Genomic DNA, 17,141 nt, shown 5'->3' with positions numbered 1-17,141 from the left:
TGGTGTGCGAGAGTGAGCCTCCATGTCGTGATGGGATTCGGGCCCGCCGGAGCGGCCACTGCTCGGCTTCTGGCCGAGCAGGGTCATGCGGTAGGGGTCGTCACCACGTCGGGTCGGAGCCAGGAGCCCGGCATCGAACATGTCGCGCTGGACGCGATGGACAGCGAGCGACTGATCACGGCCGCCCAGGGCGCGGCCGCGATCCACAGCTGTGCCGCACCGCCCTACCATCGCTGGGCCGGTGAATGGCCGCCGCTGGCCTCGTCGCTCTGCGCGGCGGCCGAGGCGACCGGGGCCGTCCTGGTCATGCTGGGCAACCTCTACGACTACGGCCCGGTGGACGGTCCCATGACAGTGCGAGCCTCAAACTTCTTCGGTCCGGGGTGACCGACGGCGGGCACCTGGCCGCGCGGGTCATGCCACGCCTGCTGCGCGGCAAGCCGGTCTTCACGCTCGGGGATCCGGACGCCCCGCACAGCTGGAGCTATCTCCCGATGTGGCCAGGGCCCTGGTGGAGGTCGCGGGCGAGGAACGGGCCTGGGGACGGGCCTGGCACGTGCCGACGGAGCCCGCGCGGTCCACCCGTGAGATGGTCGGCCGCCTCGCCGCTCAGTCGGGAACGGGGCCGGTCGCGGTGCGCGGGCTGTCGCCGGCCGTGCTGGGTGTCGCGTCGGTCTTCTCCCCGGCTGATCCGCGGACTGAAGGAGGTCCGTTACCAGTTCGAGCGTCCGTTCGTGGTCGACGCGAGCGCTTACGAAGCCGAGTTCGCGGTACGGGCCACCCCCGTCGATGAGCAGGTCAAGGCGACGGTGGACTGGTGGCGCGAGCGACTGGCCACCACCGGGTGACATCCATAACGGGCCGGGTGGTTTCGTTCGGGGACGGGGCGGCGATCGTCAACTGACTCAGCTGATCTGCCACGACAAGTCGGGTTGAAAAAGGGCCAGTGACCTGAGTATGTCCGCCTCTTCGGACCGGGCCTTGATCTTCCGGCTGACGGCGAGGCCCGCTTCCAGGTGAGCACGGGCTTGGGAGAGTCGTCCGGTGGCGTGTTCTGCCTCCGCCAGGGCACGAAGGGCCTGACATTCTTCAAGGGCGGCATTGATGGTGCGGGCTATCGCGAGCGCGGCTGTGTGGTGGGGGAGTGCCTGTTCGCTCCGGCCGACTTCATGGAGTGCCCGCCCGGCCCCGTTATGAGCGATGGCTTCGCTGCGTCGGTCATCAATGCTCCGTAGCTCCGGGAGTGCTTTGGCGTAGAGCTCCAGGGCTTCCTGCGGCCTTCCGTGCGCGCGCAAGGTGTCTGCCAGGTTCATCTGGAGAATCGCGTACTGGCCCCTGCTGCCCAGGGCCTGTGAAAGCTTGATGGACTGCTGGTAGGAACTGATGGCGTGGTCCAGGTTTCCGGCTTCCTTGTGTAGCTCCGCGAGGTTGTTCAAGGCGATGAACTGGCCTCGTCGGTCGCCCACGTCACGGAAGCGGGCCAGGCCTTCGAGGAAGTACTTCAGCGCGTCTTTGTGCCGCTCGAGACTGAGGCAGATCATGCCCAGGAGATTGAAGCTTCTACCTTGCTGGAGCCGGTCGGCCTTCTTCAGGCGGAGCTGTAGTGCGCGTTGCTGGAGACCGAAGGCTTCGGTGTGTCGGGCGGTGTGCCAGTGGGAGATGGACAACTGGTGGAGGGCTTCGGCTTCGAGATGCTCGTCAGCCGTTTCCTGGGCCAACTCCAGCGCTGTCTGTGCGCTCTGGATTGACTCGTCGTAGGTGCCGGCGCCGGCGCAGGCGCTGCTGAGGTCGATCAGCGCCCTGCCATGAGCCTTTGAAAGGCCTGTGTTCTGCCAATGCCCAACGGCGTTGTATAGAAGCGGCGTTGCCGAGCGAAGGTAGCCCTCACCGGTCAGAAACCCGGCTAGCACATGTGTCGTCAGGGCGAGTCGACGTGGCGAGCCATGGGTGCGGGTGTAATCCAGGGCGACCAGAAGGTTGGGGCCTTCTGCGATGAACCATTGCTGAGGGTCGGCGTCATGCCACGCCTGCTCGGCAGAGCTCTGGGGCAGGGCGATGCGGAGACGGTGGGGATAGGCGCCGCGGTCTGCCTGGTCGGCGGTATACAGGTAATGGTCGAGGAGGCGTGTGAGCGCGCGTTGGTTGTCGGTCCCCGGATCGCTTCCGGCGAGTGTGGAGGCGTATTCGCGCAGCAGGTCATGGAGCCGATAGCGGTGTGGAGCGGGTTCCGAGATCAGATGGCAGGCGAGGAACTCCTCCAGTATGAGCTCGGTCTCCTCCAATGGAAGGTCGGTGAGCGCGGCGACGGCTCCGGGCCCGAACTCAACGCCGACATGCAGGCCAAGGCGACGGAAGGCCGTCTGCTGCGTGGGAGTGAGTTCGCGGTAGGAGACCTCGAACGCCTGCGCCATCGCATGATGGCGGTCACGGATTTCGGGCAGTCGTCTGGCTGCTCGGTTGAAGCGCTCCACGAGGTCGGAAACACCCCAGGTTGGGCGGGAGAGCAGGCGCCTCGCGGTGATCGCCAGGGCGAGTGGGAGGTATCCGCACAGCCGGGCCAGAGTAGCCGCTTCCTCCGCACTCGGAGCCCGCTCGTCGCCGAGCAGGCGCTGGAGAAGAGCGATCGCGTCTGCGCGGGAGAGAACATCCAGCGCGATCTGGCGGATGCCGGTCAGGCCGTCCAATTGGCGTCGGCTGGTAACGATGATCAAAGAGGAGGAGTCGCCCGGGAGGAGGGGAGTGACTTGCTCAGTGCCGGCGGCGTCGTCCAGGACGGCCACGAAGCGGCGGCCGCGCGTCGTGGAGCGCCACAGCGCGACCAGTCCGTTGAGGTCCTGGGGGAGTGCTTCTGTAGGCGTGCCAAGGAGGCGCAAGAGTTCACCGAGCGCCTCGGCGGAGGTCATGGGGGGCTGGAGGAGGGCGTGACCGCGCAAGTTGAGGAAGAGTCGTCCGTGGGGGAATTGGTCGCGCATCTGGTGTGCGGCATGAACAGCCAGAGCGGTCTTGCCGGAGCCGGGCATGCCGGTGACCGCGGTAGCGGTGACACACGCCTCGTGGTCCTGAGCTCTGTCAGTCCACGCGCTGGTCAGCCGGTCCAGTTCAGCCTGGCGCCCCACCCAGATCACGTCGGGAGGAAGAGAGTCGGGCACAGGCTCGAACGTGAGGCCGTTGGAGGCGGTTGTGGGGGACAGTAACGCGGCGACTGGTTCGCGGGCCAGGATGCCGCGGTGGATGCGCTGGAATGCTTCGCCAGGCTCAATGCCTGACTCCCGCACCAGAAGATGCCGCGTGCGCTGCAGTAAACGGGTCGCGGCCTCGGTGCGGCCGCAACTGTGGAGAGCAAGGGCGAGCCGACCGATGACGGACTCATCCGTCTGACCTCGCTCCGCAACAGGCTGCAGATTGGCGACGGCCTCCGCGCAGTTCCCTGATCTCAAGGAGATGTCCGCTTGGAGAAGCGCGGTGGCCAGGTTCTTTTCCTCGACCATGTTGCGAAGATGTCCCGCCCAGTCTCCCGGCAGTCCGGCCAGCGGCTCTCCGCCCCATAATCGGTTGGCTTCCTGTAACGCCTGGCGTGCTTCGCGAATGCTGCCGCTGTCAGCCAGCCAACGTCCCTGATCGAGAAGGCTGAGGTAGCGACGCAGGTCCACGGCGTCCGGGTCCGCCTGAAGCCTGTAGGTGTGCGCGCGACTGATCACGGCGGGGGCCTGTGAACCGGCAAGGGCAGAAAATGCCTTACGGATGCGGGAAATATGCACATAGAGGGCATCGCGTGGCTTGGTCGGCGGGCGATCGTCCCAAATTCGGTGTACAAGCGTGTCCACGCTCACCGTCCGGCCGGCGTCCCAGGCCAGCGCGGCGAGGGTCAGCCGCTCCTTAGGTGTTCCGAGTGGGCTGCGTCGCTCTCCGGCCCATAATTCGACCGCGCCCAGTAGCAGAATGCGGAGCTTCACCAGCGCCCTCCCGCCGGTACGGCACTTCAGTCCGTTACGACAGGATGACATCAAGTCACGGACTTGGCCATGCCAAGCCGCCGGTGGGTCCGAAAAGGTTCGCACGCTGAACGGCTGTGGTCGAGCCTTGTGCTCGCCGGGTAGGGAGTGGCTGTGAGTGACCTCAGCTGCAAGTGCCCTGACAGACGTGATGGGTAAGTCAGGCCCGAGGAGAGATGCACCGTGCGGGAAGCGGACATGGCTACGGCACTGTTATCCGCCATGATTGCCAACACGCCACTGCGCAGTTCATCGGCTGGACAGGCCCTGAACGATGTCGTGCGTGCACGATCCCGGCCTTCCGAGGGGCTTGCCCGGCAGTTGGAGGAGGCCTGTCGGGCCGAGGAACCCCTTCCCGTACTCATGGAACTGGCGAACGACCTCGCCCGGTGCGCCGCAGGCGATGCCACCTGGAAGGCGGCCTTGGAGACTTGGCTGCAACGCCACCAACGGCAGGCCCAGGAGACGAACAACCGCATCGACGGATCAGCCCACCTGCACGGGCCGACCCTCCAGGTGGGCTCGATCCACGGAGGCGTGCACTTCCATCAGACGGATCGCCTCGCCTCTCGCCCGGCGCGGTTGGTGCCGCGTCAGCTGAAACCCGGTCCCGCGCACTTCACGGACCGCGATGCGGAGCTGCGTGCATTGCACCGCATCGCCGACTCTCGGCCGCAGCGGGGGGGACCCGCTCTGGCCGTGCTTTGCGGCCCCGGCGGGATCGGGAAGACCGCGCTGGCCTTGCACTGGCTGCACCAGGTGGCAGACCGTTACCCCGATGGACAGCTGTACGCGGACCTGGCCTCAGACCCTGCGGGAGACCCGGCGCTGACGGGCTTGATCCTGGGGAGATTCCTCCGTGCCATGGGTGTGGCGGGAGAACAGATCCCGGCCGAAGCCGAGGAGGCGGCCGGCCTGTTCCGCTCCGTCACCGCCCACAGGCGCATCGCGATCCTGATGGACAACGCCGTCTCCGCCGCTCAGGTGCGAGCGCTGTTGCCTTCATCGCCGTCGAGCACTGTGGTGGTGACCACGAGGTGGCGCCTGGGCGGCTTGGCCATGGACGGCGCGGAATTCATCTCATTGACCCCATTGCACCAGCGGGCGGGCCGAGAACTTCTGACGCGGACCGTGGGGGAGCATCGAGTATCCGCAGAGGCGGATGCGGTGGCGGGGCTTGTCGGCTTGTGCGCGGGGCTTCCCATTGCGCTGTCCATCGCAGGAGCACGGCTGGTCATGCGGCCCGAATGGCCCATCGCCCGAGTAGTGCGGGAGCTGGCGGATGAACAGCGGCGACTCAAGGCACTGTCGGTGGAGGAGGTGACTGTCCTGAGCGTATTCGATGTCTCCTACGATGGGCTGCCCTCCGATGCGGCCCGAGCCTACAGGTGGCTGGGCCTTCACCCGGGTCCGGAATTCACCCTCGAAGCGGCCGCGGCGGCGATTGAACTGCCCGTCGAAGACACAGCCGCACTGGCGGAGGGCCTTGTGGACGCGAGCGTCCTGGAGGCCAGTGGCTCCGACCGGTACCGCTTCCACGACCTGGTCCGTCTGCATGCCCGGCAGCGGGCCGAAGCACAAGACAGCAGCCAGACCCGCAGGGATGTCATCCGGCGGCTCCTGGACTTCTATCTCTCCTTCGCCATGGCCGCCGACCGGGTGGTGACCCCGCTGGATTGGCATCTGAGCCCGGCCCATGAGCCTCATGAGGGGGCGCCCGCCTTTGCGACGGGTCGAGAAGCGCTCGAGGCGCTGGAGTATGAACTGCCGAACCTGATGGCAATGATGCGCGTCGGCTACGAGTGTGGTTTCGACGCCCTGGTATGGCAGTTGGCCGAGGCCATGTGGTCGCTGTTTCTCCAGCGCAAACACTTCCCGGACTGGATGGCCGCCTACCGACTCGGCATCGACGCCACCATCCGCTGTGCCGACCACGCGGCCCGTTCGCGTATGCACCATCACCTTGGGTTCGCCTTTCACAATCTGGGCAGGGCCGAGGAGGCTCTCGAGCAAGGGGTTGCCTCCCTGGCCGCGGCCCACGAGGCGGGACACGAACTGGCCGAAGCGGAAGCACTGGGACTGGTGGGTATGGCATACCGCTCCCAGAGGCTTTTCGATGAAGCCATCGACGCACAGCGACGCGTGGTCGCACTCGACCATGCGGCAGGCCGGGTGCGGGGAGAGGCCATCGGCAGACGAAGGCTTGGGCAGGCCTTGTGCTCCGCAGGGAGAATCAACGAGGCGATCGGCCAGTTCATTCAAGGCCGGGACCTGGCCGAGTCGCTGTCCGACAACACTGTCAAGGCGATGACCATGGTCTGGCTTGCGGACGCGCTCACGCGCGCCGACCGTCCCTCTGAAGCGGCCGCGATCGCACGGGGAGCCTGGTCGATCCTCGCCGAATCGGGATCCAGCCAGTACCGAGCTCAAGTGCTGATGGTGTGGGGTGAAGCTGCTGAGAAGGTCAAGGACCTGGCGACCGCACGCGACCTCCTCACGAAATCACGAGCCTTGTTCCTTGAAGCCGGCGCGCCGAGTCTGGAGCGAGTCAACCGTACGCTGGACAGGATGGCCGCACAGCGGGGCGAATACCCTGACCAGGCATCACCATGACGGCGTCTCGACAGCGACGCCGAGGCTCTCCATGAGGTATGTCAGCTGATAACCAGCGGCCAGCCAGGGATAGATACACACCCCGCACACCTCGGGACGCCCCGGCCCGTGGCGCAGGAGAACCTGCTCAGCGCAGCTCCGGAACACGGTCCCGGCACCAGTTGCCGGGACCGCGACAAGAGCGCACCCAGGGACTCGGGCCATCCCGGCCTCAGCGGCCCCCACAGCGGAGCCGACCGACGGCTGAGGGCAGCCGACCACCACGTCTGCACTCTGCCTCCACCGGCCCGCAGCTCCTTCCGTGACCACGAGAAACCGGTCAGCGACCATGCACACACACCCGATCCCCGGCCCACCGTTCGCCCCCCAAACCCACACCGAGACGCCCGCGTCATCCTGGCTGTGCCGCCGACAGCGGCTGACTCTCAAGCTCTCCGGCGCATGACGAGCCACCGGGCTGGCGGGAGGCGAGTGCCGGCACTGAAAGAAGCTCATCCCTCGTCCCTCTGGAGGAGATCCACACGGGCGCCCACGGGTGTCGGCAGGGGAACCGGGCGGACGGTCAGCGCCCGGCCCGGCTCAGAGAGATCAAGCAGGCGATACATCGTGCGCCGTAGGATGCCGGCGGCTCGTCCCGGGCGTGAGGTGATCAGCCCGGCTATGTGTGCCTGCCGGTCTCGGCAGTGCCGATCCATGGCCTCCCGCAACTGCCCCCGCAGCGAATTGTCCAGCCTCAGCCGGACTGCCTCCCGGCTCACCGACTCCGCCAGGCTCGCCGGGCGGAGGAAGCGATCCTGTCGTGAAGGGGCGAGCATCACAGGGACGCCGATCGCCGCCCCGTAACTGGTGACCGACCCGTAATCCCCGACGATCACATCGGCCGCGACCAGCGCCGCGCGCCAGCCCTCCTGAGGCGGCATCAGTAACAGACCCGCGTGAAGGCTGTCTGCCAGCCATGCCCGCACCTGCCAGGCTCCATGGACACCCCAGATGTTGGGGTGCACAATTGCCGCCACCCGGTACCCGTCGGACGGCAACTCCCGCAACAGTCGTTCCGGCAGATCCGGATGACTCCCCAGCGCGGACTCCGGCTGCCAGCTCGAGGTCACCACCACCAGCCTCTGGTCCGCGCCTACGTTCAACGCGCGCCGGTAGCGTTCCCGCAAGGGCACACTGGCCACCAACCGATCGAAGCAGATGTCGCCCGCCACCACCGCCACCGGTACTGCCTCAGGACACGAGTTTCTCAGCACCGCGAGTTCATGCTCATGTGTGAGCGACAGCGCCGCCGGCACCAGCCGGCCACGATGCACCAACGTCCCCCGATCCAGGGCATGCGACGGATGCGCGTCCGGACCTGCGCTCCGTGCACGTAACCGGGACGTCATCACGCCCGCCCCGTGCGGCAGTAACATCACTCGCCCGTGCAACTGCTCCACAGCCGTCTCACTGGCAGCCAGCACGAGGTCGAACTCACACTGAACGGCCTGCTGCCACGGTAGGAGGAAGCCGCCTTGAGCCCGTACGAACTCCTCCGCGCCATGACAGATCGCACCGTTCGGCGCAGGTGCGACGGTGAACATCACCGCGACGCGATGGTCGGACTCCAGCAGCGCGAGAACCTCCATCAGCCGAATTCCGGCAACCAGGAACGGCACTACTACCAGCACGGTGCGACACTCCGTACGCAGTACGCGACTGTGCGCGCCCAAGCCGATCGGCCCATTCACCCACGCGGCCCCCGCCATCACCGGTCGCCGCCCGTGCGGCAGTTGACCTTCTCCGACCACCCTGCGAGCGCAGGCGGTAAGCATCCATCGATACCAAACATGGCATCCCCCTGAACGTCGGCTACCCGTCTGCGACGAGGACTGCCCATGGGGTCCGATGGATTACTTGCACCGACCTTGCGGAAACCTTGCTGATGACTTCACGGCCTTTGCGGCCATGGTTTGCCAGGGAGTTAGGGGGGTGCATCCGCTCCTGCCGCCGGCGTCGCGCAGCACCTCGGCCGGCTCGAAGCCGACGTGCGGGAGGCTCCGCCTCCGGCAGCCTGGTCATGCGATAGCGGCTATCGGGGCCTGCGACGTTGCGATGATGTAGGGAATGCAGACCAAAACCGCAAAGATGCCCAAGGGGGACAGTCGGCGCGCTGCGGAGCGGCGATCGCCAGATGGTGCCACGTTCAGTTCTCCTACCTGGTTGGTCAATGGAGTGTGTGTCCTTCGAACGCGCGGATCTTCGAAATCCGCTCGACCGGTATTCGATCACAGCGCCGAGCGGGCATTCAAATCGAACGTTCGGCAGAGGTTGAGTTTTGAACTTTGCAGGCAGCGGGCGTACGGATGTTCGGAATGCTTTGGTCGGAATCCTTTGCCGGCCTCTATGACGCCAAAAATGTCATGTCCATTTGGCAGCATGCGGGTTCGGACGGACCCTAAGCCGGATTCCGGTACGCGGCGAGCAGATCCTCCGTAAGCTGAGCGACCACCTCGGCGACTTGGGTGCGCACGTAGTGGTGGCCTCCGGGATAGCGGTGGACCCGGGTGTCGGCCGTCGTACAGGCGCTCCACTCGTGCAGTGACTCGGGGTCGACGATCGGGTCGTCGAGTCCGCCGAAGACGCTCAGCCGCGCGCGCAGCGGCGGCCAGGCCTGCCGCGTGTGTTGCAGCAGCGCCACCGCATCCGCGAGGAACGGGGTGTAGACGGTCCGGGTGAGCGCGTCGTCAGTGGGTTCTTCCCAGCCCATGATCTCGGTGATGGCGGCGATCCCGGAGCCGAGGTTGCGCGCGATGTGGTCATCGAGACCGTCGCGGTTCGGTGGCGGAACTGCGGATATCGCGAGCAGGCCCGGCTCGGTCCGCGATGTGGACCGGAGCCGGTGCGTGGCCTCGAAGGCGAGCAGCGCGCCGAAACTGTGGCCGAAGACGGCGTGGAAACCGTCGGCGGGCGGCCGATGACGGAGGTCTGCGGCCACCGCTTCCGCGATGCCTGCCGCGGCCCAGCCGATGTCGGTGATCGACGGTTCCCCGACGCGGGCGCCCCGACCAGGGAGTCCGACGGTGACCAGGTCGATGAGTTCGGAGAATTCGGCGACCCAGGGCAGGAAGAATTCCGAGCCGGTGCCGGAAGGCGGAACGCAGTAGAGCCGGATCCGCGCGGTCTGCCGGTCGGTGAGACGGTCGAGGTCCACGGTGGGGAACGGCGAGGGCGTGGTCATGCGCCCCGCCTGATGCGTCCGAGGATGCGAGGGGCGAGCTGCCGGACACTGGCCGCGGTGGCCAGTTCCATCGTCGGGACGATGCAGTCCAGCCTGCGCTGCAGTACGGAGCTCAGTTCGGCCGCCATCAACGACTCCAGGCCGAGCTGGTCGAGCCGGGTGTTCGGATCGATCCGCTCCGATGTGGTCTGCAGCACCGTTGCCAGTGCCGAGACCAGCACATCGGTGACGATGCCCAGCGCCTCCGGCTCGGCCACCGAGCGCACCAGCTCCGGCACGTGCCCGTCGGCGTCATGGGGGTCGGCGTCCTGCGCGGGCAGCACCTCGGCGAAGCGGGGCGCGGCGACGGTGGGGAGGAGTTTCGCGGTCTGCGCCCAGTCCGTGTTCCCCACCATGATGACGTCCACGTCGGGATCAGTGATCAGCTCACCGAGAACCCGGGTGGCGGTCACGGAGTCGAGTTCCCCGAAACCGGCTTGTCGCATGGTCTCGACCATGCCGGCCCGGTCGGCGTAGCCGGTGTCGGAAATGGCGCACCACTGCACGGCGAGTCCGGGCAGTCCCGCGGCCCGGCGCTGCCGGATCACCGCCTCGCCCGCCAGGTTGCCGGCGGCATAGGTGCTCTGCCGGAGATTGCCGGCGAGGGCGGAGATGGAACTGTAGAAGACGAAGAAATCCAGTGGCAGGTCGCGGGTGAGCCGGTCCAGGTGCGCCGTCCCGGCGAGTTTGGGGCTCACCACCGCGCGGGTCCGCTCGTCGTCGAGTTCCACCGCTGTGGCGTCATCGAGGACGTCGTCGAGCACCATGGCGGCGTTGATGACACCCCGCAGCGGATGGCCGGTGGCCTCGATCGCGTCCACCAGATCCCGGGTGGCCACCGGGTCGGTGATGTCGGTGGCGTAGGCGGTCGCCGTCGCCCCCTCCTCGGCGATGCGGTCGAGCACGGCACGGGCTTCCGGGTGGGCGGCGCCGCTGCGGGAGGCCAGAGCCAGGTGTCGCGCCCCGCACCGGGCCAGCCAGAGGGCGGTGGCCGCGCCGAAACCGCCCAACCCACCGGCGACGAGGTAGGTCGCCTCGGGATTCAGAGCGACGGCGGGCCGCGGAACGCGTACCGGGACCGGTTCCGTGGGGTCGAAGATGATGACGATCTTGCCGATGTGCCGGGAGTCCCGCAGGAGTGCCACGGCCTCGGCGATCTGGTTCGCCGGGTAGGCGACGTGCGGCAGCGGCCGGTAGACCCCGGACCCGACGCGCTCGGTCAGTTCGGCGACCATCTGCTCGGCCACCGGGCTGTCGCCCTGGAGAAGACTGGTGAGGTCGACCCCGAAGAAGGAAAGGTCACGGGAGAACGACCGCAGGGCGAGCGCGTTGTCGGCGAGAATGTCGCGCTTCCCGAGCTCGACGAACCTGCCGTGCGGGCGCAGCAACTCCATACCGCGGCCCAGCGCTTCCCCCGCGACCGAGTTGAGCACCACGTCCACCCCGCGCCCCGCGGTGATCTCCCGGACCTCGTCGGCGAAGCCGAGGCTGCGCGAGTCCAGTACGTGCCGGTGGCCGAGCAGGCGCAGGAGCTGGCGCTTGGCGGGGCTGCCCGCGGTGGCGACGACGGTGGCCCCGACGTGTTCGGCGTACCGCAGCGCGGCCAGCCCCACCCCGCCGGCGGCCCCGTGTACGAGGACCGTCTCGCCCGGGCGGAGCCGGGCCAGATAATCAAGGCTGTAGTGCACCGTGGCGAACACCGTCGGGAGGGTGGCCGCCTCGGTGAACGACATGCCCTCCGAAATCGGGATGGTGAGCCGCGCCTGGCAGCGCAGATGTGAGGTGAGGCTCCCGGAGTGCGCGACCATCACCCGCTCGCCGACGGTCCGGTCGGTTACATCGGCGCCGACGCGGGTCACCACCCCGGCGCATTCGAGGCCCAGCAACGGGGTTCCCGCGTCCGGTGTCTCGGCCATGGGCGGCACCAGCCCCCGGGAGACCATGACGTCGGCGTAGTTGAGCGCCGCCGCCCGCACCTCGACGAGAACCTCTCCCGGTCCCGGTTCGGGTACTGTCACCGCCGTCCAGGCCGGTCCGTCGTCCGCCACGGCCAGGGCGAAGGGGCGGACGGCGCGGGTGGCGGGCCGGCGCTCGGTGATCCGCGGTACGAAGCGCCCACCCGCGGTGAGCACGACCTCGTCCTCGTCGGTCTCGGCGAGCAGCTCCGCGCACACGTCCGCCGCGGTCGCGCCGGGGGTCACCGCGATCCTCCGGACCCTCAGCAGAGGGTTTTCGCTGGTCAGCGTGCGTGCCTGGGCCCAGGCGGCGGCCGGTGCGGGGTGTTCGGGGACCGCTGTGTGCTCGCCGCAGGTCAGCACCCAGGCCCGCACCTCACGGCTCTCCGGCACCGTTTGGCAGGCGGTGACCATCGCCCTGAGGACCGCCGCCTGCCGGACCACCTGATCGACGGGGTCCACGGAGTTGTTGGCATCCCCACCGGCCTTCTCACCGAGCATGACCAGGATCCCGGTGCTCTGCTCGGTGCCGTGGAGCGCGGCGCCCCATCGGGCGGCGTCGGTGGAGGCATCGACGTGGCTCACCGAGCGGCCCAGTGTGCGCAGCCGCGCCACCACGGAGTCGGGCAAGCCCTCAATGCCGTCCGTGGCGACGAGGAAGTGACCGGGCGCGGCGCCCGAGGGTGTCGGCGCGAGCTGGTCGCGTTCGCCTCGGTCGGCGAACAGCACCGAACAGGTGGGCTCCTCGCCGAGCTGGACCACGTTGGTGAACCCACCGGAGCGCAGCACCCCGGGCCACTGCTCGCGAGCGAGCAGTGTGTCCTCGCGCAGATCCGTGTCGGTGAAGTCGGTCGCCGATGAGAGCAGCCCGTAGCAGGGGGCGAAGAGGTCGTTGTCGTGGAACTCGACGGCGAGCAGCCGTCCACCGCTGTCCAGGAGTTCGGTGAGGTGGCGGAGGGCGCGGCGCACATCGGTGGTGGCGTGCAGGACGTTGGCGGCGATCACCAGGTCGAAGGAAGCGGCGGTGAAGTCCTGCTCGATGGGGCCGCGGTCCAGATCCAGCGTCCGGTAATCGAGGAACCGGTAGTCGGCGAACCGGTTGCGGGCACGGGGGAAGAACGCACTGGAGATGTCCGTGTAGGCATAGGTGGTGCGATCGGCGGGCAACCGGGGCAGCAGCCAGGCGGTGGTGGATCCGGTGCCCGCGCCGACCTCGAGGATCCGCAGTGGCCGATCCGCGGGCCAGGCCTCGACCAGCCCGGTGACCAGTTCCCTGGCGAGCCGGTTCAGATACTGGTGTGCGACGGAGGTCGTGTAGTGCAGCTCGGCGAGGCGCTCGGTGTCCGAGAACAGCAATTGCATCGGATCCACGTCTCCGGTGAGCACCCCGGCCAGTTGCGGACCACACCGGGCGTACAGGAGCAGCTCCGGCGCCATGGCGGGGAAGTCCCGCAGCAGATCGGCGACCAGCCGGCCCGGCTCAGGTGTCCGGTCGAGCACGCCTTCCCGTTCGGCGAGCGCCCGCAGCTTCTCATACAGCCGCCGGTTGCTCGGCCGCGCGCCCTTTGCCTCCGGCCCGGCGAGCGCGGCCGCCACGAAGTGGCCGGTCAGGTGGGTGACGCGGCGAACGAATGTGGGGCTGTCGTAGCGCCGGGTCGCCGCGGTCAGTGCCTCCACCTGGTCGGCCCGCGCGGCGGCGAGCGCGGTGGCGGCCGGCAGCCCGGTCGGGCCGGTGGCCCCGGGCAGCGGAGCGGCCTGGAGCGTGCTGACGATGCGGTCGACGCCGCTCGCCGCTCCCTTGTTCCTGCGTACCCGGACACCGCGTAGCTCCATGGCAACGGTGCCGTCCGGATCCGCGATGGTGATGTCCATCACGGCCTCACGCAGCGACAGGCTGCGCGCCTGGACCAGTGCCACGCCCCGGTCGGCGGGGGTGCGCCAGAACCGGACCCGCTCGAACTCGGCGGGCAGGAACTGGTGGACCTGCCCGTTCTCTGCGCGGGGGAGCAGCGCCCCTATGGATTGCAGCGCGGAGTCGACCAGGGCCGGGTGTGCGTAGAACTCCTGCGCCCCACTCGGGTTGGCGTAGTCGGCGAGCACCGTGTCGCCGGCGACGGCGAGCCGTTGGACACCGCGGAACGCGGCTCCGTACGCCAGCTCGGCCTGCCGCATCCGCGCGTAGTGCCGTTCCCCGGAGATCTCGGTCCGTGCGGCCTCCCGGATGCCCGGCACGTCCAGCGGCGCCGGCGGCCCGGCGTGCAGTCGGCGTACCCGCCCCTTCGCATGCTCCTGCCAGTCCTCATCGCCCCGGCGGGAGGCCACGCGGGCCACCTCACCGGAGAGCCAGGTCTGCACGGAGATGTTCACGTGTGGGTCGTCCCACGGCAGTACCAGCGCCTTGCTGATGTCCAGGCCGGTGACCTCCGCCGCGCCCTCGTGGGTGGCTCGGCCGGCGGCGAGCGCCATCTCCAGATACGAGGCGCCCGGCATCACCACCGACCCGCTGATCCGGTGGTCGCCGATCCAACCGAGCCGCGACGGCTCGACCGGTGTCCGCCAGGCGGGTTCCACGCTCGGCAACCGGTCGCCGAGCAACGGGTGTCCCGACTCCTCCCCGGCCCCCGATCCCGCCGACCACCAGTGGGGGGCGCCATTGAAATGGTGCTCCCGCTGCCATGGGTAGGCGGGCAGCGGCACCACCCGGCCGCGCACCGGGAACCAGGCGTCCCAGTCGACCTCGGCCCCGGCCGCGAGCACCGCGGCGCAGGTGGTCCGCACCGCGGCCGCGCCGGCGGCCCCGCGGGACAGTGAGCAGACCGTGGTCACCGGCCGGTCCGCGGTGGCGCACTGCCTGCGCAGATAGCCGAGCAGCACCGGATGGGGACCGACCTCCACGATCGTGCCGCAGTGGTGCTCGTCCACCAAAGTGGCCACGGCCGGTCCGAACAGCACCGGTTCCCGGATGTTGCGCCACCAGTATCCGGCGTCGAGCTCGGTGCCCGGCAGCGTCTCGCCGGTGACGGCGGAGACGAACGCTGCGGTCTCCGATCGCGGTGTCAGCCCGGCCAGCGCCGTGTGCAGCCGGTCCCGGATCGAGTCCATCGACCGGCTGTGGAAGGCATAGTCCAGGTTCAGCTCCCGGAAGAAGACCCCGCGACGGAGCAGCTCGTCACCGAGCGCGGACAGTTCGTCGGCGGACCCGGAGAGGGTCACGTCGGACGGGCTGTTCACTCCGGCCAGCTCCAGGTCGCGGCCGGCGATCAGCGCGGTGCCCTCGGCGGCCGGGAGTCCTACCGCCGCCATCCGTCCGCCACCCGCCGTGTCCGCCTGGGCGAGACCGCGTTCGGCGATCACTCGACAGGCCGCCGCCAGGTCCAATGCCCCACAGGCGTGCGCCGCGGCCACTTCGCCCACCGAATGCCCCGCGACCGCGGCGGGCCGGATACCGCGCTCCCGCAGCAGTGCGGTCAGACCGACCTGCACCGCGAACAGCAGGGGCTGGGCGATCTCGGTCCGGTCCAGCTCCGGCTCCGCGGACCTCAGGGCCGCGAGCACCGACCAGCCCAGGCGCCCGGCCAGTTCGGCGTCCACCTCGGTGACCGCGTCGCGGAACGCCGGTTCGGTGTCCAGCAGCTCCGCGCCCATGCCCGCCCACTGGGCGCCGTTTCCGGAGTACACGAACGCCACGGGTCCCGGACACGCCTGTTCTGCCGCACCGCCGGGCACCGGGGCGCCCTCGGCGATCGCTTCCAGCAGCGTGGCTGCCTGATCGGCGCTGTCCGCCAGCACGGCAACCCGTTCGCGGTGGTGCCCGCGCCGAACGCAACTCGTATAGGCGAAGTGGTAGAACGAGTCGGTGTCCCGGAGCCGCGCGGCGGTACGTGTGACGGCCTCGGTGAGCGCCTCCGTGGTGGCCGCCGAGACCAGCACCGGCAATGACGCCGCCTCCGGCGGCGCGGGTGTGAAGGGTACGGGTGGCGGGCCGAGAACGGCGTGTGCGTTGGCCCCGCCGAAACCGAACGAGTTGATCGCGAGCGCCCCCGGGGGCAGGGCCCGCGGTGCGGTCACCGGTTCCAGGCCCAGCGAGGAGAAGTCGATGGCGGGGTTGAGCGGTTCGGCGTGCAGCGACTCCGGAATCGCACCGTGTCGCAGCATGAGCACACACTTGAGCAGACCGGCGATTCCCGCCCCGGACTCCAGGTGGCCGAGGTTCGACTTCACCGAGCCGATGGGCAGCGGTGTACGGCGGCCCGCGCCGAGGGCATCGCCCAACGCCCGGCACTCGATCGGGTCGCCCGCTTGAGTGCCGGTTCCATGGGCCTCCACATAGGACAGATCCTCGGGGCGCACCCCGGCACGGCGGTGCACCTGACGCATCAGCTTCTCCTGGGCCTCCGCGCTGGGCAGCGAGAGTCCAGGGGTACGCCCGTCCGCGCCCACTCCGGTGCCGAGGACCACGGCGTGCACGGTGTCCCCGTCCGCCCGTGCGTCGGCGAGGCGCTTGAGCACCACCACCGCGCCGCCCTCGGCGCGGACGTACCCGTCGGCGTGCGCGGAGAAGGAGCGGCATCGGCCACTGGGGGACAGCATGGACGCCTTGGAGAACCCGATGAAGTCGCCCGGGTTCAGCAGCAGGTTGATACCGCACGCGAGCGTGACTGGGCCCTCTTTGGCACGCAGCTGTGCGCAGGCCTGGTGCAGGGCGACCAGGGACGAGGAGCAGGCGGTGTCCACCGCCATGGACGGCCCTCGCAGGTCGAACAGATGCGAGATCCGGTTGGCGGTGTTGCAGAGTGCCGAGCCCGCCATCGTGTACGCCGTGACCGTCTCGGGGCTGGCGTACTGGAGTTGGCCGTAATTGCCGTTGCTCACCCCCACGTAGACCCCGGACTCCGATCCGGCAAGTGTCCCCGGATCGACACCGGCGTCGTCGAGGGCTTCCCTGGCCATCTCCAACAGCAGCCTCTGCTGAGGGTCCATCCGGCTGGCTTCCCGGGGCGACAACCCGAAGAACGCGGCGTCGAAACCGGTGATGTCGTCCAGGAACCCGCCCGCGGCGGAGTACGACTTGCCGGGACGCCGCGGATCGCCGGCCACGAACCGGCGTGTGTCGAACCGGTCCTCTGGTACCTCACCGACCAGGTCGCGCCCGGTGGCAAGCGCGGCCCACAGCTCCTCGGGCGCCGTGATGCCACCCGGCAATCGGCAGCTGAGCCCGATGATGGCGATATCGCCGGACTGCTCTTCACGGGAGAAGCGGGTACGCGGCTCGGAGATCGTCTGTTCTGCCATCCTTGCCGACCATACCCACGCGGGCCCGCG

General features: G+C 68.9%; 5 protein-coding genes and 1 pseudogene. 2 read left to right on the top strand and 4 right to left on the bottom strand.

The features are described from left to right. The first annotated feature begins 12 nt into the window (after positions 1–12). A pseudogene (locus PV419_RS20325) lies at positions 13–848 on the top strand (NAD-dependent epimerase/dehydratase family protein). A 57-nt stretch (positions 849–905) separates the two neighbouring features. Here the strand turns inward: PV419_RS20325 and PV419_RS20320 are convergent. Beyond that, on the bottom strand, positions 906–3,953 hold the full coding sequence (locus PV419_RS20320; RefSeq protein ID WP_319690879.1) for an AfsR/SARP family transcriptional regulator: 3,048 nt from the start codon (positions 3,951–3,953) through the stop codon (positions 906–908). A 222-nt stretch (positions 3,954–4,175) separates the two neighbouring features. On the opposite strand from PV419_RS20320, the gene PV419_RS20315 reads away from it, so the two are divergent. Then, on the top strand, positions 4,176–6,605 hold the full coding sequence (locus PV419_RS20315) for an ATP-binding protein (protein WP_319690878.1): 2,430 nt from the start codon (positions 4,176–4,178) through the stop codon (positions 6,603–6,605). Between the two features lie 491 nt (positions 6,606–7,096). On the opposite strand, the gene PV419_RS20310 is transcribed toward PV419_RS20315, so the two are convergent. From PV419_RS20310 to PV419_RS20300, 3 genes are all read right to left on the bottom strand, one after another. Continuing rightward, positions 7,097–8,275 (bottom strand): hypothetical protein, encoded by a 1,179-nt coding sequence (locus tag PV419_RS20310; protein ID WP_319690877.1) that lies wholly within the window; start codon positions 8,273–8,275, stop codon positions 7,097–7,099. Between the two features lie 767 nt (positions 8,276–9,042). Continuing rightward, the gene (locus tag PV419_RS20305) at positions 9,043–9,825 is read right to left on the bottom strand and encodes a thioesterase II family protein (RefSeq protein WP_319690875.1); all 783 of its coding nucleotides are present in this window, start codon (positions 9,823–9,825) and stop codon (positions 9,043–9,045) included. After that, the gene (locus tag PV419_RS20300; RefSeq protein ID WP_319690873.1) at positions 9,822–17,111 is read right to left on the bottom strand and encodes an SDR family NAD(P)-dependent oxidoreductase; all 7,290 of its coding nucleotides are present in this window, start codon (positions 17,109–17,111) and stop codon (positions 9,822–9,824) included. Before PV419_RS20300 ends, PV419_RS20305 begins: the two co-directional genes overlap by 4 nt. Positions 17,112–17,141: the final 30 nt, after the last annotated feature.

It is taken from the genome of Streptomyces sp. ME19-01-6 (assembly GCF_033793745.1).
In the GTDB taxonomy this organism is placed as follows: domain Bacteria; phylum Actinomycetota; class Actinomycetes; order Streptomycetales; family Streptomycetaceae; genus Streptomyces.
Note: the sequence above shows the minus strand (reverse complement) of the source record. Positions and strands in the feature narration are given on the sequence as shown.

Bases quoted from the DNA above. Each gene is read 5' to 3' on its own strand.
- PV419_RS20305 (WP_319690875.1), bottom strand. From the start codon at position 9,825: ATGACCACGCCCTCGCCGTTCCCCACCGTGGACCTCGACCGTCTCACC.
- PV419_RS20300 (WP_319690873.1), bottom strand. From the start codon at position 17,111: ATGGCAGAACAGACGATCTCCGAGCCGCGTACCCGCTTCTCCCGTGAA.